This window comes from Stenotrophomonas sp. GD04054 (genome assembly GCF_029836955.1).
GTDB lineage: Bacteria > Pseudomonadota > Gammaproteobacteria > Xanthomonadales > Xanthomonadaceae > Stenotrophomonas > Stenotrophomonas maltophilia_A.
On sequence record NZ_JAOECR010000012.1, the window covers coordinates 61663 to 85275 of the forward strand.

The window sequence follows — 23613 nt, forward strand, 5'->3', positions numbered from 1 at the left end:
TCGTATGCACCCACGCTTCATGCGTATGTCTCGCTAGGCTTATGCGATTCAGCACCCATCCGCTGATCTGGAAATCCTGGTCGATTGTCATTGCCGCAGGGGTTCTAGGAGCGGGCTATCCACTGGGCCTGCGGGCCATCACGGCGGGCGGTCCGATGCGCTGGGTCGGCCTCTGTGTGGCAGTGACGTGCATGGCGGCCAGCGGCGCACTTTTGTGGTTCGCGCTCAAGCGGATTCCGATCAGCGCGGCCTCTGCAGCCTGGGCAGGAATCGGGCTACTTGGAAACTTGGGCGTCGGCGCCCTCCTACTAGGCGATGTCGCATCGGTAACGCGCTGGTCTGGCACCGCCCTCATCGCAGCAGGCATTGCCTGTCTTAGTTTCGTTTGATCAAGGAGACCCATTATGAAGAGCAAAACTGCATTGATCCGCGGCGGCATCTTTTTTTGCGTAGCAGGCGCGCTCTCTGGATGCGCGACCAACAGCATGACGCGCTCCGGATTTCTCGGCGACTACGAGAAGTTATCGCCGACACGATACGAGAACGTACTGATGTACCGCGCAGCGGGATTCGAGCCCAAGCGTTATGCCGCTGTCGTGGTGGAAGAAGCGCAGATCAAGACCGCCTCGGGTCGCATCGATGGGCTCGATGACGCGCAGCAGCGCGAAGTGCTAGACCATGTGACGAGCGAACTGAAACGCCAGGAAGGCAAAAGTCCCGCCCCCCCAGGTGGCGCGGGACAGGTTCGGGTGCGTGTAGCGGTCACCGAACTGCAGACACCGAATCGGGCAGTCAATGCAATGACGACCCTGCTGGTTGGACCCGTGACGACGGGTGGTGCCAGCCTAGAGTTCGAAGCAGTCGATTTAAGGACGGGACGCCGGGTTGCTGCCGCCAGTTGCTTCGAGCGCGGCAACGTCATTAAAGAGTTCGCCGGTTCGTACACATTGCTGGGTCATGCCAAAGCGGCGATCACGAACTGCATCGAGCGCATCGACAGCGCTTGGCGGGACACGCAGCCATGAGCAACGCTTCACAGGCTTGGCTCCGGCAGGATGCCATGGTCGGCGGTGATCACAAATGGCTGGCGGGTGGCGACTGGACGATAGAGCACTACGCCAGTCTGGCAAAATCCGTGTCCGCCGCCCGCATCAGTCATGCCGAGGGGTACGCCACTCCCTTACTCGACTGGACGCAAGTCCAGAGACTGGACACCGCCGGCGCGGCTCTGCTGGTGGAAATTCTCGGGCCAGACTCGATACTCGACCGGCCGGAGGCAGCTCCAAATCTGTCCTCGGATCGCCTCGCCCTAATGAGAGCGCTGGCCGCCGCTGCTACCGATCAGCAGAAGACGGAGAAAGCAGCGGTGAGCGGGAATCCTCTGCTCCGCGGTCTGGGACGCATAGGCCTGACCTTGGAACAGGGCTGTCGTGCGTGTCTTGGTCTGGCCGGGTTCGTGGGCCAGATCATCGAAACATGGAGCCGTACCGTTCGTCACCCGCGTCGCTGGCGCGCGACCTCGGTGATCGCTCAAATCCAGCGATCAGCGGTGGACGCCATTCCCATCGTGGCGCTACTGAGCTTCATGGTAGGAATGGTGGTGGCGTTCCTGGGAGCAACGGTGCTGGCCAACTTCGGTGCGAGCATCTTCTCGGTGCATCTGGTCGCCTTCTCGTTCATGCGCGAGTTCGGAGTGCTGCTCCCGGCCATATTGATTGCAGGCCGTACCGCAAGCGCGTACACCGCCCAAATCGGTTCGATGAAGGCAAATGAAGAGATCGATGCGCTTCGCTCCAACGCGCTCGACCCCATCGAGTTACTGGTGCTGCCACGCGTGCTGGCGCTTCTTGTGTCCTTGCCACTGCTCACCTTAGTAGGCATCTTGGCTGGCATTGCGGGCGGCGCCACCGTATGCGCACTGAGCTTGGAAATTCCTCCCGCACAGTTCCTTGCCATCGTGCAGGAAAAAATCGAGGTGCGCCATTTTCTTGTCGGAATGAGCAAGTCCCCGCTCTTCGCGGTGATGATCGCCGCTATCGGCTGCCATGAAGGGTTCAAGGTCGCCGGTAGCGCTGAGTCGGTAGGCGACCACACGACGTCTAGTGTCGTGCAATCAATCTTCATGGTGATCCTGATAGACGCCATCGCTGCACTGTTCTTCATGGAGATGGGCTGGTGAGCGCGGTGAAGCAAGACACCGACAACGGTGTGCGACACGCTATTGAAGTGCGCGGCCTGGACAACAGGTTTGGAACCCAGCAGGTCCATCAGGACCTAGACCTGGACGTGCGGCGCGGGGAAATCCTTGGCGTGGTGGGAGGGTCAGGCACCGGGAAATCCGTGCTCTTGCGTAGCGTCGTCGGGCTGCAGAAGCCGCATTCGGGCGTGGTCCGTATCGGGGGGCGCGACCTACTGCGAGCCCAATGGCTTGCGCGCGCGCGTATGGAGCGAAGGTTCGGCATTCTGTTCCAGAAGGGCGCGTTGTATTCATCGCTGACCGTCTTGGAGAACGTCGCTCTTCCTTTGATCGAGCATGTCGGTCTGGCGCGGCCTCTTGCCGAGCGTTTGGCAAGAAGCAAGCTGGGCTTGGTGGGGTTGCCTGCCGGAGCGGGAGACAAGTATCCGGCCTCGTTGTCCGGAGGCATGGTGAAACGAGCAGCACTGGCGAGAGCCTTGGCGCTTGATGCGAACATCCTGTTTCTTGACGAACCCACCGCAGGACTGGATCCAATCGGGGCTGCATCTTTCGACCAATTGATTCTGACCCTGCGCAATGCACTGGGCCTCACGGTGTTTCTGGTAACCCACGACCTCGATACGCTGTACACCATATGCGACCGTGTCGCGGTCCTGGCGAACCAGAAGGTACTCATCAACGACGGCATCGAGGCAGTCGAGCGCTTCAAGCACCCGTGGATACAGGAATACTTTCACGGCCCCCGTGGCCGTGCGGCCGCACAGGCCACTGGTGCTTCCAGCCAAGAGACGCAGCCATGAAACCCCTCCGCATCTGCATCATTCTTCCGTCGCGCACGCATTGGGCTGGGCGCACGCAATATTTAAACTCTGAGAACGAGGTGGTCTGATCATGGAACCACGTGCCCATCATGTATTCATTGGTCTGTTCGTCGTGCTGCTCGGTGCGATTGGTATTGGCTTCGCGCTTTGGCTCAGCGACACACGTTCCGACCACGATTACCAGTATTACCGGATTATGTTCGATGAGCCAGTGACCGGGCTTACGCCCGGCAGCCAGGTTCAGTACAGCGGAATCACGATTGGCGAAGTCGTTGCACTTTCTCTTTCACCGCGAGACCCAAGGCGGGCGATAGCGCGCGTACGCATCAATGCCACCATCCCGGTCCGGCAGGATACCCGCGCTGAATTGGTCATCACGGGAATTACCGGCAACGCGGTGATCGAGTTGAGCGACGGTGGGCCAAACGTGCCATTGCTGGATCGGAGAGAGGACGAGGAACCGTTGATCCTCGCACCACGTTCGGCGATGGCATCCCTGGTCTCCGGTGAGGGGAACAGCATGACGACACTCAACGGCATCTTGCTGCGCACGCAGGAGTTACTGTCGAAGGAGAATTTGGCTCTTGTGCACCGCAGTCTGGTGAATCTTGAACAGACCACGGGCGCGGTCGCTGACCAGAGGGCCGAGATCGCGACGTTAATCAGCAATCTGACCGAAGCAAGCAGAGAATCGACAGCTGCCGTGCGCCAAGCAAATAGCACTCTTCGCGATGCCAACCTGCTACTAAATAACGATGGTAAGCAAATCATGGTGAACACGCGTGATGCAACGGCATCCCTCGAACGCGCCGCTTTCAGGGTTGAGACGCTACTGCAAAACAATCAGGAATCGCTGAACCAGGGCTTGGCCGCCACAGGTCCTGCCATGCACGAACTCCAGCAGGCGCTGGCCAATCTAAACACCGTGCTGCGCCGACTGGATCGCAATCCGGCGCAATACCTGCTCGGTGGAGAGAACATTGAGGAAACCAAGCCGTGAACACTTCCGCCAGGATGATTCCCGTCGCTGCCGTGACTATGACGCTAGTACTCGGCTTGTCCGCGTGCAGTGTGCTTCCCAAAGCAGCTCCAATGGTCACCTACAAATTGCCCGACTATCACATCGCCCAGGCGGAGAGTACGCCGCGCGCCGTTCCGGGACCCGGGGCGCTGCGCGTCTACGCCCCTGAGAGTAGTCGCGTCCTGGATTCGGAGCGGCTGTTCATTGCGCAGCCCGATGGTCGCTTGTCGGCTTGGCAAGGAGTGCGTTGGGCCGACCCCGCACCGGTGCTGCTGCGTGACCGAATCGTCGAAGCCTTCATGCGCGATGGGCGGTCGACTTCCGTGATTACCGATAGCACCCCAATGAGCGCCGATATGGAGTTGCGCAGTACGCTGCGGGCGTTCCAGCTCGAATACCGCGGCACTGAAGCGATCGCCGCGGTTCGGCTCGATGTGCAACTGGTCGATCCGGCCAAACGGACTGCTATTGCCAGTAGACGCTTCGAAGCAATCCAAGCCACAGGCAGCAAGCGAGAGGCCGATGTGGTGAGCGCGTTCGGTGTCGCCACGGATATATTGGCCGGGCAGATCGTTGAATGGGCAGTTCAGGTCGGGGCAGCGCGTTTGCGAGTTGCACCGGAATTGGCAAGCAACCATGCACCCACAGCGTCGTCGATAAGCACAGACTAGTCGTCTTAACGGAGCACAGAAGCTAGGGCCAAAACGCTGCTCGACACCTTAACTCGGTACGACAGCCTACGGCCCCGATCCAATCCCAGGACCTCTTTGCCGTCCAACCTCCCATGACACACCGCCGCCGCGTACAGTCGCGGCGATCTGCTGCCCCAGTCGTGGCTCGATTATCGGCCGCCAAGGCACCAGACTGAATCCCATGCCGTCATCGAGCAGCGCATAGCGACCGCTGGCGAGCATGACCGAGCGCCGGTAGATGCCGGCTACGCGCTGCCCGTCTGTGACGTGCCGATGCTCCAATCCGCTATCGGCGGCAATGTGCTGGGCGGCCTGCGCCAGCTCCCGATTGCGCAGCGTTTCCAGCAGATTCCGGGAGAGAATCAGCCGCTGCCCGCGCCGCTGGGCCAGCCCCTGTTCTTCGAGGAAGTCGGCGCGCTGCTGCAAGGCTTGCCTAGCATCGCCGCCAAAGCCCAGGTCGCCCAGTCCCTTGCCGCCGCCGATCAACTGCTGATCCAGCCAGGTCGCGCCGATGACGCGGGCCTGCCGTTCAATCGGCAGATGCGATTTCAGTTCGACCGCCACGCCGCCCAGCCGCTGCGCGTCGTACTGGCGGCCACGCTCGGCCAAGTCGTCCGGCACCTTCCATAACCCCTCGGCCACGCGCTCCACGATGCCGGCCCGCCGTAGGGCTTCCAGCCGGCGGATATGGGCCGCCACAGCCTCTTGCGGGTCGCGGCCGGGCTTGGCTCGGCCTTGCTCGATCGCCAGGTGGTGATCGGTGCGGTACAGGCCATTGCTCGCCAGCGTGGCGATGTTCTTGTCGGCCGCCCGCACCTCGGCGGAACCGCGTACCTCCACCACCGCGCCGATGGGATAGTTCGCCAGCTCGTCGCGGGCGTCCAACGCGACGTAGTGGGCTTTGCCGTCCAACCCGTCGATGACCAGATAGCCGCGGTCGTGCAGCTCGTCGGCCAGACCCTTAGCAGCCACGCGACCGACGATAGTGCGGCCGTCGTCGCCCGGCTCGAACACCGCCAGCTCGCGAGGCTTGCCGCTCATGGCCCGCTGCATCGTTCGGATGATGTCGCCACGCTCGCCCAGGGCACGCAAGGTCTTCTCCGCGTCCGCATGGACGGCCCAGGTGCCGGGCTGCACCTCGTCGGCCAGGCCCAGGCGCTGCAAGTGTTGCAGGCGGCCGATCAGCAGCAGGCGCTGGCGTTGCAGCCGGGGTTCGTTGAAGCGTTCGATCTGCACCCGGCCATCCTCGCCGGCCTCGCGCTGCAACGTGCGGTCGAGGCTCGTCCACCGCTCTTGCTCCACCTCGCGCTGCAAGGTCTGCTGGATCTCCAGTTCGGTGCGCGGCCCCAGCCATTCCGTCGCCAGCTCGGCGGCGCGATGGCGGAAGCCGTGGGCGATGTAGTCGCCCGCGATGATGAGGTCTTTGCCGGTATCGTCGCGTCCGCGCACGATCAGGTGCGTGTGCGGGTTGTCGGTGTTCCAGTGATCGACCGCCACCCAATCCAGCCGCGTCCCCAGGTCGGCCTCCATCCGGTTCATCAGGTGCCGGGTGTAGGTGCGCAGGTCGTCCAGCTCCGCACTGTCTTCAGGTGAGACGATGAAGCGGAAATGATGTCGGTCGTCCTGGCAGCGTTCCTTGAAGGCATCGAGGTCGGCTTCGTCGGTCTGCGGCCCGTAGGCACGGCCCGGCTCGCCGTTCCGGCCGGCACCGTCGCGCTCGATGTAGCGCAGGTGCTTGGCGAGCGACTGCGGACTGGCGTTGCGCTGGTTGACCAGCAGCGTCTTGATGGTCACGCGCCGTGACATAGGGGTCAGCTTTGCGCCTGCGAAGCGCGCCGCCGTATGGCCGCGTCCAAGCCGTGAGCCGGGCCGCTGGCCGGCGTGCTGGCCGCTCCCGCCAGCGGTAGGACGGCGCACCGCCGACTTGCCGCCGCTGGCCTTGCCAGCCTGCTTGAGCACCTTGGAAACGAAGCTCTGGCCCTGGCCTTTGCCTCGGTTCTTCGGCGCGCCAGGGCGCACCCAGAAATCATGGTCGCCGCGGTCGGTCATGGCTGTGCTCCCTGCAAGCTCCGGCGTGTCCGAGCGTGCGAAGCACGCGGACATGCCTGCATCGGCGCGTGCCTCGCGCCCCACGCGGCACGGCGGCGAAGCCGCGCCGTGCCGCGCCACCCCCACGTGCAGACTGGCTTTGCGGGCGGCAGAGTGCCGAACCCTTTTGTCTTGCCTTCCGCCTTTGCCCCTCGCTCCCGCTCCGGGCATCGGCGGCCCGGCGGCGCTGCTGCACGAGCAGCCAGCCCGCCGGCGAACACGCCAATGGCCGCAGGCCAGGCGCGTTCGAGGCAAGACGCCTGCACGTTGGGCGGCTGCGCCGAAGGCAGCGCGAAGTGCGGTGCGAATGCACCCGCACTGCACGCGCGACGACACGGCGACGAACAGTAGAACGACATGCCCGATGGCACGATGAGAGGCGCGGCAAAGTGCAGCGAATCGGCGGCCATCATGGACGTGTCTCCAGCCAGATCGGATGCGCAACGCCGATCACGGCGAACGCGCTGACCGGCCCGAAATAGCGGCTGTCGAACGACGCCGGGTTGGTCGCGCTCAACAGGAACAGTTCGCCCGGTTGGAGACGGCGGCAAAGCTGCAAGGATGGCAGCGGCCGGCCCAGCCGGTCGGCAGGCAGGGCGGCGGCCACCGGCACGCCGTCGATGCGAACCTGGCCGGCGACGATGCAAACGTGTTGTGGCGCGACTGCGCCCACACGTTTGAGCAGCGGAACGCGGGTCGGCAGGTAGCCGCGCTGCGCAGCCAGCATGGCGGCCCTGTCGGGCAGCGGCATCAGCACGATGCTGTCCACGGACAGCGGACGTGGCCGCGAGGCGGTGCGCGGGTCGAACGGTTCGATGCGATACCAACCGACCGCCACGCTGTCGGACGGGTTGTAGGCCATTCGCGGCAGGGGCTGCACGAACGCCGCCCAGGCCAGCGCAGCGAGGCCGACGGTGGCGAAGCCTGCCAGCACGAGGCGAGCGCGCAGGCGCGAGCGAGGATGCGGCACGGGGCCGGTCGTGGAAATCGTGGTCATGGCAATGCCCTCCCGGCCAGCCAGGCGGCGTGCCGTTCTGCGGTGTATGTGGGTAGCGCCGAGCGCGCTGCGAGCCGGTTCGCGAGCGTGCGCCAGTACGCGGGCGATGTGTCTGCGGCTGCGATGCCCAGCGCCTCGATGCCGTCGATGCGTTCCAGCACGGCGCGCACGTTGGCATCGCCTTCGGCGTGCAGCAGCAGACGCGCGCCCGGCTGCACGCCGGGGATGCGCTGCACGGCGTCCAGCGGCGTGGCGGTCTGCATCACCATGAGCTGCCAGCGGATCGTGCCGTAGTCGTTGGCCTGCCAACGGATGCGGCACAGAACCGCGTTCGGCAGGAACACGGCGCAGCGCCGCCAGCGGTCGAGCTGGAGCGTGCGCGCCGGTTCGCCGAAGCGCAGGTAGAGCTTGAAGCGCGGTTCGATGTAGGCCAGCGCCACGCGCGTCAGCGGCACGTTGCCGGCCTGGCCGGCGAGTGTCGAAGGCGCCGGCGGCGGCGCAGCCGTGGGCGCACTTGCTTTGGGGGTGTGGGCGGTCGAAGCGGATGCGTTCACGGCGTGCCCTCCGGGGGAAACTCCCGCTCCAGCAGGTCGCGCAGCAGTTCGGCTACGGTCACGCCTCGCGTGAAGGCCGACACCTTGATGCGCGCCCGCATGGCGGGCGTGATGTCGAGCGTCAGTCGAGCGGTGTAGAGGTCGCCTTTCTGCACGGCATCTGCGTCGCCCTGGCGAATCCACGCTTCGGCGTGCGGATTCGCTGGGGGACGCGCACCGATGCCGACGCGCTTGCTGCGTGGTGGTGGCTTCCCAGTCATGTCGGCCACCGCAGCAGTTCGTCGGTGAGCGCGGCGATCTCGCGGGCAGCGGCGCTGTCGGGCGCGGTTTCGCGGGCGAGCCGGCCAGCGGCTACGCTGTCGGCAAAGACGATGCGCTGGTGGATCTCCGAGCGCAGCGCGGGCAGCGGCTGTTCGGCCAGCGATTGCCGTGCCTCCCTGCCGATGATGGTGGTGCTGACGCGCCGGTTGATGACGAAGGCCGCGCGCAGCGCTGGCCGGAACACCTGTGCTTCGCGGATCAGTGCGACCATCTCGGCAGAAGCCCATACGTCGTAGGGGCTGGGCTGCACGGGGATCAGCACGCGCTCGGCCGCCAGCAGCGCGGAACGCGCGAGGGCGGCGATGCGCGGCGGGCCGTCGATGATGATGTGATCGGCCCGCCTGGCGAGTTCTGGCGCTTCCTGATGCAGCGTTTCGCGGGCAAGGCCCACGGCGCTGAACAGACGGGGCAGGCCCTGCTGGCTACGCCGCTGCGTCCAGTCGAGCGATGACCCCTGCGGGTCGGCATCCAGCAGGATGACATGCAGGCCGCGCATCGCCAGTTCGCCGGCGATGTGCGTGGCGAGCGTGGTCTTGCCGACGCCGCCTTTCTGGTTGAGAAACGCGAAGATCATGGCGCGGCCCTCCGAGCTGGAAAGCCGGCCTGGCCGTGCCGTTTCGTGGTTGTCCACCGAAACGGCGCGCTTCTACTAAAAGTTATGTATTTCTTGTTAGGTAAGTTAGAGGGAACGCAAACCCGCGCCGTTGTTGGCTTTCCGGCGTTTTCGTACTCCTGATAGCACGAGGGTCGTACTCCTGATAGCACGATACCCGGTACTCCTGATAGCACGAGGCCGTCCACAGGTTCTCCCGCAGTTATCCCCGTGCCGCGTGCGGCACGGGCCGGAAGGTCAGCAGCTCGGTGTTGTCGTCCGGCATCCGCTCGATGCCGAGGACGTAGCCGGGCAACGACTGCCGCGCCACCAGGGCGCGCACGTCGTAGGCGAAGTCCGAGAAGCGGGCCGCGCTGCCGGATTTGCGGTACAGGTGTCGGAAGTCGAATTGCCAGCCGTGCTCCTGCCGCCCGCCATGCTTGCGCACCAGGCGGTACAGCCAGCGTTCGATACCGCCCTTCAAGCGGAAATAGGCCGGGTCGATGGTCAGCACCAGGGCGGCGTCGAGCACGCCGGCATAGAACCAGTCCGGCAAGATCAGCTCGATGCCCAGCGGGGTGCCGCTGGCGTCGGCGAGTTCCTTCCACTCGTTGATCCACGAGAAGCGATGCAAGCGCCTTCCCGTGGTTTCGCGGATGGACGTGGCCACCGTGGTCGATTGCAGCCGGTCGAGGGCGGCCTTCAGGCGCTGGTAGTCGTTGAGGGACGTGCCGCGCCCGATGAAGCGCAAAATCTCGTAAGGCGTGGCGCGTATCCAGCGCGACGGGCGCAGGCCCGCGTCGCGCGCCTCCACGATCTGCGAGGCGGCCCATATCAGCACGTCGGCATCCCATATCGTTGCGATGCCGTGCTCCTGCGTGCCTTCCACGCGAATGGTGACGTTCCCGCTGCGGAAGTCGATCGGCGCCGTGCGCCGCGACTTGGCAAGCGAGAAGAACGGAAAGGCCATCAAGTCCTGGGAATCGCGTGGCGCCATGTCGCCCGGCAGCGCGCGGAACAGATCGAGCTGTTCGCGCTGCGGCAAGGCTTGCCCTGGCGGGCTGGACATGGCGAAGGCCACCCACGCGCCGACGATCAGCGGCCATCACGGTAGTCGCCCGCGTGGCGCTCGGCGTATTCGGGATCGGACGTGGCCTCGTAGCTGCGCTGGTCGGCCCAGGCATCGAGGTCGGACACCGCGTACATGACGCGGCGGCCGAACTTGCGGAACTTGGGGCCGCCGCCGATCACCCGCTGCTTCTCCAGCGTGCGCGGCGACAGCCGCAGGTAGTCGGCGGCTTCGTCGTTTGTCAGGTAGCGTTGAGGCTGCGAGGTCGCAGTGACGGCAGCGGCGGCAGGCCGCGAGGGAGCAGGTCGCATGGGATGTACCTCCATCAAGCCCGGCCACACCACGCGGCCGGATAGAGGCACTCTCAAGAAAGCAAGGCTTCTTGCTAAGGGACGATTCGCACGGGTCGAGAAACGTCCCCCCTAATGCGACGGGAACATTGGAAGCTGCGCTAGTCGGCGGTAGCCGCCGTGCATCAGCTCATCGCCGCGGCGTACCAGCCGCCGTACGCGGGCACGCAATGCACTGTCTTTGTGCCAGTCGGCCGCGACGGCATCCGCGCCGAACAGACCTTCGCCCACCTCGCGCAAGGAGGCTCCCGCGAGGGTCGCGTCGAGCGCTTGCAAGGTATGCAGTTCCAGCAGCGCGGCGGGCGTGGGGCGGGAGCGGGCTGTTGCCACAGGCGTGGCCACGGTTGCGGCAGATAGCGCATCCAGCTTCGCAGCGAGCGTGCGGTAGCGCGCACAGGGCGTGGCGCAGGCGCGTGTGGCGTAGAGATAGGCCGAACCATCTTCCAGGTCGGGTGCGAGTGCCAGCCGAACGCAGCAGCCTGGCCAATGCGATACGAGCACCAGGCGCTTGCCGTCGTGGGTCAGTTGCTTGCGCCCAGGAATGCGCCAGAACTCGAAGGTATGCGCATCGGGTGGTGGGTCGGCGTCGGGGTATAGCTGCACCACGGCATCGTGATCGGGGAACCAAGCAGGATGTGCGTCGCGCGCATCCAGGCCGGGATCTTCCAGCAGGCGCAGGCCCCAGGCCTGCGCCGCATCAGGCTTGCGACGCCGGCGTAGCCAGTCGCGCCGGTAGCTTGGATTCCTGCGCAAATACTCCCAAGCCAGCGCTGGGCCATCGAGGTGCAGCGTGTAGAGATACGCGGCCGTGGGATACCAGTGTTGGCTGCTGCGGTCAGTCATGGCGAAACCTCCCTGTTTCTGGGAACGTCGCCACAATTCCGCTGTGCGGGAGCTATCGAATCGCCATCAAGTGGTCATCAAACTCGGGTTACGCTTTAACTGCTGGTGTCAAGACAGATTCGCTCCAGTGCATTGCCGAAATCGTCTAAATGCGACGACTGCACCGCCCGGAAATGGGGTGCAGCATTGAACACCGTGCCGAATCTCGCGCCTGGCATCATGACTGTTTTGGTCAGGAGCGCACCACCCTGGTGCAAGCATGCGGATCAAGACTTGCCAGGTCTTGGCTAAGACCGAAATAGTCACAATGCGATACTTTTTGCCTGGTCGCGCTGGAATGCGTCAATCGGTGATCGAACCGTTTTCCTGAGCCAGTCGAACGTATTCCGACAGCGGCCGCGTCGGCTGGAAATACCGATCTCGTATCACGGGCTGCTTGAGCGGCCCGACGATGGACGCCAGATCGGACAGCTTCACCGTCGCCAGGGCAGGCATCCCGATCCCGAGGTCGATCAGGCCGTAGGCCGTATCGCCATCGGTCGGATCGAGCGCGGCCAATAGCCAGGTCGCATGTGCGTCCGGTGTGAACAGGCGCACCACGGGCAGCGGGTCACATTCCTGGCCTGCGGCGCGGGTGAGGCCGTGGGCCAGTAGGTGCACCCGGTCTTCCTCGGTGACAAGCGTGGTCAAGGCCGCGCCCCTTCCACGAACACACGCAATCGCCGAGGCGCATCTGTGCCTGCGGACGGATGCACGTATGCGCAAGCGCACGAAGCCGCAAAAGCGGAGAGGCACGAAGGCGTATTGGTGGAAGTCAGGAAAGACACGGATGCGGTTCCCTGGGTCTGAGGAAATCCGCAGATGCGGATCTCCGTAAAAGCACGGAAAAGGAAAACATCACCACCAAATGAACACTATAGATTGTAGTCCTATAGGGCGCAATGGGCTGTCATCTTGGTTTTTTGGGGAAACCATAGGTGGCAGCGAAGAACTCATTGGCAGCGGCGATTCGGACGGTAAGGAAGGCGCGTGGTTTGAGCCAGGAAGCGTTCTCCAACGTGTCCAGTCGCACCTACATGAGCACGCTGGAGCGCGACCTGAAAAGCCCAACCATCCAGAAGCTGGCCGATCTGTGCGAGGTCATGGAAGTGCATCCGCTCACGCTGCTCACATTGGCTTATGCCGGTGACAGCACCCGCGAAGCTGATGAATTGCTGGCACAGGTGCGCCAGGAACTCAGGGCGATATTGGAAGAGCCCGACACGCCTTAGCGCGTTGGCGTGTGGTACTGAATTGCAGCAAGCGGAGCGCGCAGCGCCGCAGGCGCGAAGGCGTGAGGGATTGAAGCCGGATGGCCGTGACGGCTTGCCGGCACGGGGCGAAGCCCGAAAGCCCGGCGGCGCTTACAGCGCCGACACGCCACACACCGCTCGTTGACACGGATTGCGAGCCACAAGGCACGCATGCAGGCCCGCCGTGACGGGCGTATCCAGCACGCGGCAGCAGCAGAAATCCTGCGCGTGCGGTGCTGCGATCAGCAGCATCGCGCCCCGCCGCAGTGGGCGGGACGCGGTAAGCGGCTGTCAGGCCGCCTTCGGCTTGTTGCGCGACCAGATCAGGTCGTGCGTGCCGTCCTCGTTCTCGATCAGGCGGGCATAGACCGTCGCCGGGAACGAAGGGTCGTCGATGGATACGGACAGGTATTCCCGCCCGGCCTCGCTGGTCTTCTTCCACGCTGCGCCGACTTCGTGGCCAGCCGCTTGCAGGTGGAAGTCGGGGGCGTTCTCGGTGTCGCCCTTGTCGTTGGGAACCAGCTTGACCTTGACGTTGAGCGTCAGGGTGCGAAGCGTGCCGGTGAAGCCGTCTTTCTCTGCGGTGAAGGTGCCGATGTTAGCCATGATGTTTCTCCTTTCGGGTTGAACAAGGTCGCGCCAGTGCGTCCTTGTTGTGATCCGGCCGGCGGGGGATGGGCTGGTCGCACCGCACAGCGGTCGCAACAACGTGGAGAACCTGGAAGCGAAAAGAATTTGTCCCGCGAGGAATGCGCGCAGCGCAGGGGAAATTGTTTTCGCTGCAAGGTTGCGGCCATCAAGCACAAGGCGCAGCCGCGCCACCGCCAGGATTCACAACAAGACAAGGACGCACAGGCCGCCCGCTCCCGAATGGAGACGTGGCCAACTCGGCATCCCCGCGTGACGGCTGCACCGGCTTGCGCCCTGACGCGGGCCAGGTCAATGCCCCGACGACAAGGCCAGAGCGCCCCTGCCGCAGCTCACGGCCACATACTGAGGCGTGGTGTGGAAGCTCCATAGAAGCGAGGCTGGGCGGCGTGTCGGTGAACCGTCTTTCGTGACGTACAGACAACGAACCGCCAGCGTCGGGGACGGCACGCTTTCGTGCAACCTGCCGCAGCAAGCCGGGGCGTAGCCACACCAGCCCCGCCCATTGCGGCGGGGCTCGGTCGAATCGTTGGCGGCGCGATGCGCCGCCACACTTGCTGGCTTCGTGGATTTCGCGCACGAGCGCCCTTGTGCGTGGCCCCATCGCCGCCTGTCCGAAGGCGGCGATGGGGCGTTTTGGCTTTGAGCAGTGAAACCGGGCGCGGCCACCGCCGCGCCCGGAGTTTTCGACCACCGGCCCCAAGGCGGCACGGCTTGGGGCCGGTGCGGCTCGTTATTCCTTGGTTTCGATGATCCACCACACGGCGCGCGGCAAGGCGCGGCCCGTGAGGGGATGCAGATCGGTCAGGTCGGCGCGGGCCGTCCAGCCACGCGGCGGACGGTAGCCGCGCACGTCGCCGTCGCCGTGCCAGCGGCGGGCGCGCACCGTGCCGGAGGCATAGGTCGCAGCTATGCGGGGGCGGTTTGCGGGTTGGTGGGTCATGGCAGGCATCCTCAACATGAAGCGCCCCGGCCGGAACCGGGGCGCTATCTACGGTGCGAAGTCACGCGGCCAAAGCCTCGGCCTGCGGCTGGTCATCCGCCACGGCGGCCACTTCTTCCTGTGCTTCGGCTTCGCCATCCGCCGGCGCGTCCTGCCCGGTCTGCTGCGGGCCTTCGGAGCGGAAGATGGCGGGCATCCAGCCGGTGCCAGCGGCCAGCCGTTCGGCTTCGCTGGCAATGTCGCCCTTCTTCAACTTCGCCAGTCGGGTGACGTGCGAGGGCGCGAACCCGCCAACGGCTTCCAGAATCGCGGCCTTCGGCACATGCCGGAAGTAACCCTCATTGGTGGGCTGCCACCACGCGGCCATATCCAGCCCCACGGCCTGCGCCAGTTCCGCGCCGGGCTGGTGCGGCGTGGCGCGAGGCGTCACCACGTCCACCGTGGAAGCTAAGCACACGGCCAACAGCCGCACCAGTTCATCCTGTGATTTCGCCAGCAGCGCGGCGAACAGTTCGGCGCTGTCCTCCGGCAAGGTTTCGCCTGCCACCTGTTGCAGTTCGCGCAGCGCCACGGCGGCGGGTGATTCCGGCCAGTCCGGGGCCATGCCTTCCAGCCGGTCTTGCACCGTGAGGCGCACACCCAGCGGCAGGTCGTGCCCGTAGTGCCTTTCCTGCAAGACGGTCTGCACCATGCCATGCACCACGGCGGCCAGCGCTGCTTGCGGATGCCGTGCAACTTCGATTTGCAGCGCAGCGGTACGGTGCGCGCTCAACCGCTGCGCCAGTCGGTCAGACATGGCGGCGGTCTTGGGCTGCTCGTCGTCCTCGCCTGCGTCCTCGTTCGCGGCTTCGCCTTCGCTGCCGAAACCCTGCCGCAGCCGCTCCAGCGTGCGCAGTGCCTTGGCCTCCGCTTCGCGCAGCAGCCCGCGATGAATCGCGGCCTGCCCGTCGCGGTCGATGGTGACAATGGCACCGGCTGCGGCCTTCACGTTGGCCGCATAGTCCAGCAAGCCATCTTCCAGCGCCTGCAACTGCTCGCCCAGGCGTTCGCCTTCTTCCTGCAAGGCATCGGCCTTTTCCTCGTCCTCGTCGTCCAGCGCGGCATCCACCGCCTCGGCCAGTTCGTGCAGCTTGGTTTGCAGCTTCTCGATGCGCTGCGCGTCGCGCTTGTTCGGACTGCGGCGTTCCCTTGGCGCACGCTGGAAGGCTTGCAGATCGGCATGGGTCATGCCCGGCGTGGCATCCACCCACGCCCAGCCCTCGGCCTGCACCTTGGCGGCGATACCTGCCAGCTTGTCCTGCGCCAGCCGTTCCAGCAGTGCGGCATCGGTCAGATACACGCCTTTGTCGCCCTCCGCGAACAGGTCGCGGCGGATGCCACCGCCTTCCTGCTCGTAGCCGTCCAGCCCGACAAAGCGCACCAGCGGATGCCGGTAGGCGTCGATTTCGCGTTCGGTCAGGCGGTCGCGCAGGTTGTGCGGGCCGCGCTGCCATGTGGGCGCATCGTAGAACGCGGCTTCCTGCGCAGCATGGTCGTCGGTGATGGCGAGGGCCATCAACTGGTCAAGGCTCACGGCCTCGGCCCGGTAGTCGGCCAGCAGGCGCGGCGACACGTTGGCGAGTTTCAGACGGCGCTGCACCACCAGCGGCGTGACGCTGAAATCCGCTGCAATGTCCTCGATGCTGCGGCCTTCGGCCACGAGCGCGGCGAACGCCTCGAACTGGTCGGCGGGGTGCATGGCTTCGCGCTGCACGTTCTCGGTGAGGCTGGCCGTGCGGGCGGTGCCATCGGCCACCAGCAGGCAAGGCACCTCCCATTCCTTGCTAATGCGGTGCTTTTTCGCCAGCAGCTTCAACGCTGCGAGGCGACGGTCACCGGCCACGACCTCGTAATGCTCGCCATCGGCGGCGGCAATCACGATGAGGTTTTGCAGCAGGCCGACACGCTGGATGCTGGCGGCGAGTTCGGGAATGGACATGCGCGGGGTCTTGCGCACGTTGCGGCCAGTGGGACGCGACACCAGCCGCGACAGCGGAACCAGAATCAGGTTCTTGGTCGGATCAGCGGCTTCCAGCGGGATAGCGGCGGCGGTGTTGATGGCGCGGGCTTCGGTTTGGGTAACGGCGTTCATGGTGATAACTCCTATCGGTTCAGGGATGCAGCAGCGAAGAAAGCGACAAGGGCTGCTGCCTGCCCCTGCCGCGTGGGGATTCAGGCTTTCAACTGGCGCATGCCATCGGCCAGCAGCCAGAGGGCGCGATTTAGTCGGATGTTTTGGTCGATGCCCTGCACCGGGCGGGTTTGCTGTCGGCGCCCGTTGGCGCTGCGGCCACGCAGCCCGCCTTGGGTCAGGTTTTCTTGGGTGCGGTTGAACACGCTCCACAGGTCGGGGCGGCGGTCGTCGAAGCGGCGCGGCATCAGGATTTGCGATTCCGTGATGGGCGCGGGCTTGTCGGGGTCGTCGTACTTGAGGGCGAGCGCGGCGCGGGCGAACACTTCGGATTCGCCATCGTCCAAGGTGATGCCGCGCATGGCATCGCGCGATTCCTTCACCCGATCGAAACCGCTCAAGACTTCGTAAGCCCCCTCAATGACCAGACCGGCCACGTCGCCTTTATGGGGCACTCGCACATCGGCCACGGTGTTGCCGCAGACAAGGCCATTGCTGCACACGAACCGGAACATTCCGGCCAGCATCTGATAGCTGCTGGTGCCGTCGTGCGAGTTCAGCAGCACGATTTCGTTGGCCTCCGCGCCGTTGATCTGGCTGGCATGGCGCAAGCGAATCATGTGTTTGGTGTGCTCGCGCTTGCCTTCGTCGCGCACGCGGGTTTGCGTCACCATGAAAGGCTGGAAGCCTTCTTTGCGAAGCTCGGTCAGCACGGCGGCGGTGGGGATATAGGCGTACCGCTGCGAACGGCTCTCGTGCGGGGCATCCGCGAAGATGGACGGGGCCACGCGGTGAATCTGGTCGTCGGACAGCGGGTAATCGCTGCGCAGCGAGGGGGAGCGGAAAGCGAAACGGGATGCGAGTTGCATGGTCTTTCTCCTGACAAAAGAGGTTTGCTGTTCACACCGCACACCGGATTTCTAGATTCGGAGCCCAGCCTTTCGGCTGTTTGGTGCGGTCGGCACGAGGAACCCGGTTGGCCCTGTTGCCACCGTCTTTCCTGAGTTCATCGCCCGCGCCCAAAGGAGCGCGCGGACGGGGGCCGTCAAGGAGCCAAGCGCAGGGTTGGTGCGGCCCGCAGGCGCAGCCGAGGACACGGCCCTGCGCGCCTTGACGGCACACGGTCGCGGGCTACGGTCGCGGGTAAGGTGATGAAGTCAGGGGAGACGGCTGGACAAGGCAACGGCCATCCCTTTGTGCTGACCGCACGCAAGCGAAGCGCGCAGGCCCGAAGCTGGAAGCCGGGCCGTAGGCGTCAGCGATGCGGAAGGCTGGCGAAGCCAGTCCCGCCAGGGATGAGCGACTAGCGAACCTGGAGCAGCGCGATCCGCGAAGCGGAGACGCAAGAGGACTCTTCGTTTACCATTTGTTTCGCAAGCAAATGATGGGAAAGCAAGAACACGGAGATATAGAGATGATTGTCTGCATCAACCGCCTCAAACAGTTCGGAATCTTCAGCGACTTCAATGGAACGAAGATCCAAAAGTTCGGCCGGTACAACCTGGTCTATGGTTGGAATGGAACAGGCAAGTCAACGTTATCGAATCTATTCTCTTGCTTTGAGCTTCGCTCGATGGTTCCCCGCTTCAGCACGGGCCAATTTTCAGTAGTTCTGGAGGATGGCTCAACGATCACGGAATCCACACTCCACTCATCCCAATTGAATATTCATGTTTTCAATCAACGCTTCGTGCATGAGAACATTGATTGGGACAAATCCGTAAAGAGCATCCTTCTTATTGCGAAAGAGAAGATTGATGACTTGCAGAAGCTGGAGAAGCTGAAGAGCGAGCTTCAGTCGAAAAAGAAGGCTCACGACGACAAGCAAAGCGATATCAAGAAGCAGCGTGAGGCATTAGAGAAGTTCCTGACCAATGCTGCCAAGAAAATGAAGCTTGGACTTCAGGCGATTGATACGAGCGACAGTTATTACTTGAATTACGACCGCCGCAAGCTCTTCAACTTCATACAGAATAACGGCGAGACAATTATCAAGGCGGAGTCGGTTCTTCCAGATGAGAGGGTTATCGACCTTACGAATGCCGCCAAGCCAGATCAGCTTCCAAGCATTGCTTTCGCCTCAACGGCCATTGAGCCGGACTACTTTAAGAAAGCGGCGGGCCGCATCAGAGATTTGATTGGGACTACGGCGGTCAATCAAGCAATCCAGCGGCTGACCGATAACCCGGAAATCCGCGAATGGGTTCAAGCAGGCTTGGAAATCCATAAAAACCACGACTCGCAATCCTGCGAGTTCTGCGGCTCTCCGTTCGCCCAGCTTCGTGCCGAGGCGCTTGCTGCCCACTTCAGCAAGGAGTTCACGGAGTTTCAGAGCCGACTTCAGAACGCGGCGACATGGATTGAATCTCAAGGCGCTCCAGCTAATCAGTTTCCCGCATCGACCGAGTTTTATAAAGAACTATCGGCCGAGGCAGAGAAGCTTCAAAAGGACTACGCAACTGCTGCTGAAAAGATCGACCAGCAAATCGACGCCTGGCGGGAAGCCCTGAAGGCCAAGATCACAGACCCTGGGAAGACAGACATTCAGATCTCGGATGTGGTTGAAGACGATGTCACCAATTTCAATGACATCCTGAAATCGATTGTTGCTCTCGTTGGAAAGCACAACAATAAGACTTCAAATTTCAAATCTGAGACCTCAAAAAGCAAGGTGGCACTGGAGCTTCACTTTGCTGCGGCTGAGGTGCAAGAGTTTGACTATGCTGGAAGTGAGAAGAAGTGCAATGACCTTGAGTCAGAAGCAAAGAACGACCATAAGGAAATTGAAAAAATTAGTCTAGAGGTCGGAGCCATAGAAGCGGCGCTCTCGAATGAAACGGTCGGGGCAAAGGAGTTCAATGACATCCTGCATCGCTTCATTGGCCGCTCTGAGCTTTGCCTGAACTTCAATCAGAAGAAGAAAGGCTATGAGATCATCAGAAACGGGGTTGGTGAGCACGATGGGAATTTGAGCGAAGGTGAGAAAACTGCGATTGCATTTGTCTATTTCATCACGAAGCTCAAAGAAAATGGAAATAACATCAAGGATACGATCGTCGTCGTTGACGATCCGGTCTCAAGCTTTGATTCTAATCACTTGTTTCACGCCTACTCGTTTTTGAGAACGCAATGCACTGAAGCCAAGCAACTTTTTGTGCTGACTCACAACTTCACTTACTTTAAGCTAGTGAGAGACTGGTTCACTGGCACCAATAGGAATCGAGTCAAAAAAGGCAACGCCGAGAATTGCTTCTTTTATCGCCTGGATGCGCCACCTGGCTCCCCTCGTCACTCCCTACTTGTGGATGCCGACGACTCACTCAAGAACTACGGTTCCGAGTACCACTATATCTTCAAGAAGCTCTACGAATATAGGGCGCACACAACACTCAATCGAGATGAGGCGTTCTTGACCGCCAACCTCGCCCGAAAGCTTGTTGAATCGTTTTTCACCTTCAAATATCCAAGGCGTCGAAGCGACATTAGTCAATTGATGGAGGCTGGCCTAAAAGATTGCACCATCACGACACCAGAGCTTAAAGAAAAAATCTACCGCTTTATCAATAAGTATTCACATAGCGACGTTATTGAGATAACAGAGGAATCCGCAGAAAACTTGGCAGGCGAAAGCCACAGCGTCATCGGGAACATCTTCCAGTGGCTGGAAGAGGTGGACAAGAAACATTACGACGAGATGATTCAGGTTGCGACGGCCTGAGCATCAGGCCGCGAGGGCCATAGCTATGCCACCAGGCGCAGCAAAAAGGGGCCGAAGCCCCTTGGGCTAGATCAGCCCATGCTCGGCGAACGATGCCGTTTCGTTGCCCGCAACGATGATGTGATCGAGCACGCGCACGTCCACCAGACCCAACGCTTCCTTGAGCCGCTGGGTCAGCGCCCGGTCAGCCGCGCTCGGCTCGGGGTTTCCGCTCGGATGGTTGTGCGAAACGACGACCGCCGCCGCATTGAGCCGCAGCGCCTCCTTGACCACTTCGCGCGGATACACCGACGCACCGTCAATAGTGCCGTGGAACATCTCCCTGTATTCGATCAGACGATGGCGCGTATCCATGAACAGCACTACGAACACCTCATGCTCGAAGCTGGCCAACTTTGTACGCAAGTATTCCTTGACCGCCGCCGGCGAAGTGAACTCTGCTCCGCGCCGCATTTTCCGGTCAATGACCTGGCGCGCAGCTTCCAGAATGTCGTCGGCCGATGCCGGTAGATAGCGCCCGTGCGCGTCGCGCACCAGCAGACAGGAATCGAACGAGGGAAAGGACAGTTGCGACATGATCGTGCTCCGGTTGCTCGGGCGGAATTGCCCGGAACCGGCGGCAGCACGGCGCAGCGCAAGCAGTCAGGGGTCGCAGACGGCCGCCAGGACGCAAGCGCGCATGGCGCGCGCCGCCCTTGACGGCGAGAACGCCGTGATACGGTGAAGGGAACAGCAAGACCGCCCACACCCGCCCACTGCACAGAGTCGATTTTTGGCAAGCGGAGCGCGCAGGCCCGGATCAACGAGCCGGGACGGAGGCGTCAGTGATGGAAGCCCGACAGGGGCGAGACTCGCGCAGCGAAGCTCGATGCGCAGCACGACAGCGCGACGGCGGCACGCCGGGACGCCCGACTGCTTGGGACAGGACTACTCGTTGTCCGTCTTGCGCTGCTCGATTTGCAACTGCGCCCGTTGCGTTGCCTGTTGCAGCCGCTCCACCAGCACGCCCCTCGGCGGCAAGGCGGTCAGATACTCGGCAACGTGGATGCCGGACTTGTCCAGCTCCAGCAATTCGATCTGCTCGCGCTTCTTGCCGGTGCAAAGGATGATCCCGAGCGGCGAGGCTTCCTCCGGCTCCCGTTCGTGCTTGTCTAGCCACCGAAGGTAAAGCTCCATCTGCCCTTTGTAGGCCGCCTTGAAGTCACCTACCTTCAACTCCACCGCAACCAGCCGCCGCAGCTTGCGGTTGTAGAACAGAAGGTCAAGGTGGAAATCCTCGTCGTCGATCGGAATGCGCTTCTGCCGGGCGACGAATGAGAAGCCCGCGCCCAGCTCCAGCAGGAAGGACTCCATTTCACGGATGATCGCCGCTTCCAAGTCGCCTTCCTGCCAAGTGTCCCGCAGGCCCAGGAAGTCGAGGATGTACGGGTCGCGCATGACCAGGGCCGGCGACATGCGCTGCGCATCGCGCAGGGTCGCCAACTCCTGCGCTATGGTTTCTTCCGGCTTTTGGGAAAGCGCCGTGCGCTCGTACAGCATCGAGTCGATACGCTCGCGCAGCGTCCGCACGCTCCAGCGTTGGGTGCTGGCCATCTGTGCGTAGTAGTCCCGCTGGAGCGGGTCTTTCAGCGGCATCAGGGCGATGAAGTGCGTCCAGCTCAATTCTCGTATCAGTGATACGAGAATTCGCTCGTCGGGGAAGGTGGCGGCGAACTGCACCATGCGGCGCAAGTTCTGCTCTGCAAAGCTGCTGCCGTACTCCTCCACCAACTGCGCAGCCAAGGTGGGCAGAACTTCCTTGCCGTAGGCGCCCCGGCGCCTGTCCAAGACCTGCGTGTGGATGCGTTGGCCGATGCGCCAGTAGAGCATCGTAAGCTCGCTATTCACCGTCGAGGCGGCGCGCAAGCGCGCCGCCTCGATCAGTGCCCGAATGTCGCCCAGCAGCGCCGCGGGCGCTGCGAGCGATGCTGCTGATGGCCGGCGCCCGTTCATGCCACCGCCTCCGCAAGCTGCCGCGCGCCCGTGATGGCTTGGCGGCGGCTGGCCACCAGCTCGGCCGCCTCGCGCACCGGCTTGTCCTCGGTGTGGACGTAGTGCATGAACATCGCCACGGTCTTGTGGCCCGTCAGCTTCATTCCCACTTTGGTCGGCACACCGGAATTGGCAATGTCGGTGGTCGAGCGATGACGGATGCCGTGCGTGCCTACGTGCGGCACGCTGGCGGCCTTGAGCGTCCGGCACCAGCCGCCATAGTGCTCGCCAAAGGTCAGGTGCTTGGCCGGGTCGTTCGGCGACGGCAGGACGTAAGGGCAGCCTTCCAGACGCGGCGCCGTCGAAAGCAGCCGATAGGCTTCCTCGCTCATGGGCTTGGAAATGCCGCCAACCTTGCTGTCGGGCCACACCACGCGCCGGTTCTCGAAGTCCAGCCAGCTCCATTCGAGCGGGCAGATTTCGGAGCGCCGCGCCGCAAACTCGAATTGCAGCCGGATCGCCAACGGGATGACGTAGTTCTCCAGCCCCTCCGCCTCCAGTTTCTCCAACTGGCGGAAGATCCGCACCATTTCCTCGTCCACGATGAGCCGGGTTTCCTTGCCCGGCGGGTACATCGGGACGTGGCGGCACGGATTCGTGCCGTCCGGGCGGAAGCCCCAGACTTCGGCCAAGTTGAACATCTTGCGCAGCACGCCGAAGGTCTTGTTGGCCTCGGTCGGCTTGTAGGCCAGCTTTTCCATGAGCCCCGCAATGTCGGGCCGCTTCACGTCATGCACCTTCTTGCGGCCCAGCAGCGGGATGATGTTGCGGTCGATGACGCCCTGGTAGCCGTCCTGCGTGCTGACCTTGTTGCGCTTCTTGGAGTAGTCCTCCATGAACTTTTTGCACAACTCGGCCATCGTGGGCGCCTTGCGCGCCTCGGCCTTGGCACCGCCGGGATCACCACCCCGGCGAACCTCGGCCAGCCAGTCCTGCGCTTTGACCCGCGCCTGTTCGACGGTTAGCTCCCCGTAGAGTCCCAGCGAGGGCTTGCGGGGCTGGCCAGAGTTCGTGCGGTACTGGAGCATGAACACCCGGCGTCCCGTCGAGGTAATCTTGCAAAGGAAGCCGGGCACGACGGTATCCCGTAGTTCGATGTCCTTCGCCTGGGGTTGCGCCGACTCTACGGCGGTCTTGGTGAGCTTGATCTTTGCCATGATGACTCCTTGGAACGACCCGGATTCCAGGAGCCAGATAGGAGCGGCGCGAGGGAGAACCGGGTCAAGTTTCAGAAAGCACCGGCATATGATGGAAGCGCGTAAGCTA

The 23613-nt window shown here is 63.1% G+C and carries 24 protein-coding genes; 8 read left to right on the forward strand and 16 right to left on the reverse strand.

Annotated elements, in window-relative coordinates; genetic code table 11:
• Positions 1-41: 41 nt before the first annotated feature.
• The 6 genes from N7573_RS08220 to N7573_RS08245 all read left to right on the forward strand — a co-directional run bounded on the left by N7573_RS08220 (position 42) and on the right by N7573_RS08245 (position 4710).
• Positions 42-389 carry an SMR family transporter gene (locus N7573_RS08220; protein WP_038421338.1) on the forward strand — a complete coding sequence of 116 codons (348 nt, stop codon included), beginning with the start codon at positions 42-44 and terminating at the stop codon, positions 387-389.
• 15 nt (positions 390-404) lie between these two features.
• Positions 405-1025 carry a DUF3313 family protein gene (locus tag N7573_RS08225; RefSeq protein WP_000837791.1) on the forward strand — a complete coding sequence of 207 codons (621 nt, stop codon included), beginning with the start codon at positions 405-407 and terminating at the stop codon, positions 1023-1025.
• The gene (locus N7573_RS08230; protein WP_000063629.1) at positions 1022-2179 is read left to right on the forward strand and encodes an ABC transporter permease; all 1158 of its coding nucleotides are present in this window, start codon (positions 1022-1024) and stop codon (positions 2177-2179) included. The genes N7573_RS08225 and N7573_RS08230 overlap by 4 nt, the downstream gene beginning before the upstream one ends.
• A complete protein-coding gene (locus tag N7573_RS08235; protein ID WP_023093371.1) occupies positions 2176-2997 on the forward strand; it encodes an ATP-binding cassette domain-containing protein in 822 nt (273 codons plus the stop codon). Before N7573_RS08230 ends, N7573_RS08235 begins: the two co-directional genes overlap by 4 nt.
• 91 nt (positions 2998-3088) lie before the next feature.
• Positions 3089-4018: an MlaD family protein gene (locus N7573_RS08240; protein WP_000433686.1), complete on the forward strand. Its 930-nt coding sequence runs from the start codon at positions 3089-3091 to the stop codon at positions 4016-4018.
• A gap of 92 nt (positions 4019-4110) precedes the next feature.
• On the forward strand, positions 4111-4710 hold the full coding sequence (locus N7573_RS08245; RefSeq protein WP_003124411.1) for an ABC-type transport auxiliary lipoprotein family protein: 600 nt from the start codon (positions 4111-4113) through the stop codon (positions 4708-4710).
• A gap of 66 nt (positions 4711-4776) precedes the next feature.
• Here the strand turns inward: N7573_RS08245 and N7573_RS08250 are convergent, their stop codons facing one another.
• The 9 genes from N7573_RS08250 to N7573_RS08290 form a co-directional block, all read right to left on the reverse strand.
• Positions 4777-6780 carry a relaxase/mobilization nuclease and DUF3363 domain-containing protein gene (locus N7573_RS08250; RefSeq protein ID WP_000132148.1) on the reverse strand — a complete coding sequence of 668 codons (2004 nt, stop codon included), beginning with the start codon at positions 6778-6780 and terminating at the stop codon, positions 4777-4779.
• 448 nt (positions 6781-7228) lie between these two features.
• The gene (locus tag N7573_RS08255; protein ID WP_003092304.1) at positions 7229-7816 is read right to left on the reverse strand and encodes a S26 family signal peptidase; all 588 of its coding nucleotides are present in this window, start codon (positions 7814-7816) and stop codon (positions 7229-7231) included.
• Positions 7813-8370: a DUF2840 domain-containing protein gene (locus tag N7573_RS08260; protein WP_023093372.1), complete on the reverse strand. Its 558-nt coding sequence runs from the start codon at positions 8368-8370 to the stop codon at positions 7813-7815. Before N7573_RS08260 ends, N7573_RS08255 begins: the two co-directional genes overlap by 4 nt.
• Positions 8367-8630 (reverse strand): hypothetical protein, encoded by a 264-nt coding sequence (locus tag N7573_RS08265; protein WP_000147048.1) that lies wholly within the window; start codon positions 8628-8630, stop codon positions 8367-8369. The genes N7573_RS08260 and N7573_RS08265 overlap by 4 nt, the downstream gene beginning before the upstream one ends.
• A complete protein-coding gene (parA, locus tag N7573_RS08270) occupies positions 8627-9265 on the reverse strand; it encodes a ParA family partition ATPase (RefSeq protein ID WP_003092312.1) in 639 nt (212 codons plus the stop codon). Before parA ends, N7573_RS08265 begins: the two co-directional genes overlap by 4 nt.
• A gap of 241 nt (positions 9266-9506) precedes the next feature.
• The gene (locus N7573_RS08275) at positions 9507-10352 is read right to left on the reverse strand and encodes a replication initiator protein A (RefSeq protein ID WP_022652188.1); all 846 of its coding nucleotides are present in this window, start codon (positions 10350-10352) and stop codon (positions 9507-9509) included.
• A gap of 26 nt (positions 10353-10378) precedes the next feature.
• Positions 10379-10663, reverse strand: a complete 285-nt coding sequence (locus N7573_RS08280; RefSeq protein WP_001247107.1) for a helix-turn-helix domain-containing protein — start codon at positions 10661-10663, stop codon at positions 10379-10381.
• A 111-nt stretch (positions 10664-10774) separates the two neighbouring features.
• On the reverse strand, positions 10775-11545 hold the full coding sequence (locus N7573_RS08285) for a DUF2285 domain-containing protein (RefSeq protein ID WP_003092318.1): 771 nt from the start codon (positions 11543-11545) through the stop codon (positions 10775-10777).
• 342 nt (positions 11546-11887) lie between these two features.
• Positions 11888-12235 carry a DUF2958 domain-containing protein gene (locus tag N7573_RS08290; protein WP_016487838.1) on the reverse strand — a complete coding sequence of 116 codons (348 nt, stop codon included), beginning with the start codon at positions 12233-12235 and terminating at the stop codon, positions 11888-11890.
• Positions 12236-12522: 287 nt separating this feature from the next.
• Between N7573_RS08290 and N7573_RS08295 the strand changes: the two genes are divergently transcribed.
• Complete coding sequence (locus N7573_RS08295; RefSeq protein WP_006379425.1) at positions 12523-12816, forward strand: helix-turn-helix transcriptional regulator; 294 nt, start codon at positions 12523-12525, stop codon at positions 12814-12816.
• Positions 12817-13128: 312 nt separating this feature from the next.
• Here N7573_RS08295 and N7573_RS08300 read toward each other — a convergent pair whose 3' ends face one another.
• The 4 genes from N7573_RS08300 to N7573_RS08315 form a co-directional block, all read right to left on the reverse strand.
• Positions 13129-13443, reverse strand: coding sequence for a DUF736 domain-containing protein (locus N7573_RS08300; protein WP_001273857.1), 315 nt, complete (start codon positions 13441-13443; stop codon positions 13129-13131).
• Positions 13444-14218: 775 nt separating this feature from the next.
• On the reverse strand, positions 14219-14428 hold the full coding sequence (locus tag N7573_RS08305) for a hypothetical protein (protein ID WP_022580212.1): 210 nt from the start codon (positions 14426-14428) through the stop codon (positions 14219-14221).
• Between the two features lie 61 nt (positions 14429-14489).
• Positions 14490-16559, reverse strand: coding sequence for a ParB/RepB/Spo0J family partition protein (locus N7573_RS08310; protein ID WP_000994919.1), 2070 nt, complete (start codon positions 16557-16559; stop codon positions 14490-14492).
• 80 nt (positions 16560-16639) lie between these two features.
• The gene (locus N7573_RS08315) at positions 16640-17467 is read right to left on the reverse strand and encodes a DUF932 domain-containing protein (RefSeq protein WP_003092327.1); all 828 of its coding nucleotides are present in this window, start codon (positions 17465-17467) and stop codon (positions 16640-16642) included.
• Positions 17468-17859: 392 nt separating this feature from the next.
• On the opposite strand from N7573_RS08315, the gene N7573_RS08320 reads away from it, so the two are divergent.
• Entirely contained in the window at positions 17860-20316 is a 2457-nt protein-coding gene (locus tag N7573_RS08320; protein ID WP_001223964.1) for an AAA family ATPase, read from the forward strand.
• Between the two features lie 66 nt (positions 20317-20382).
• Here N7573_RS08320 and radC read toward each other — a convergent pair whose 3' ends face one another.
• The 3 genes from radC to N7573_RS08335 all read right to left on the reverse strand — a co-directional run bounded on the left by radC (position 20383) and on the right by N7573_RS08335 (position 23504).
• Positions 20383-20892, reverse strand: a complete 510-nt coding sequence (gene radC / locus N7573_RS08325) for a DNA repair protein RadC (protein WP_003092330.1) — start codon at positions 20890-20892, stop codon at positions 20383-20385.
• 351 nt (positions 20893-21243) lie between these two features.
• Positions 21244-22308 (reverse strand): PDDEXK nuclease domain-containing protein, encoded by a 1065-nt coding sequence (locus N7573_RS08330; protein WP_003092331.1) that lies wholly within the window; start codon positions 22306-22308, stop codon positions 21244-21246.
• Positions 22305-23504 (reverse strand): site-specific integrase, encoded by a 1200-nt coding sequence (locus N7573_RS08335; protein ID WP_001062689.1) that lies wholly within the window; start codon positions 23502-23504, stop codon positions 22305-22307. Before N7573_RS08335 ends, N7573_RS08330 begins: the two co-directional genes overlap by 4 nt.
• Between the last annotated feature and the right edge of the window lie 109 nt (positions 23505-23613).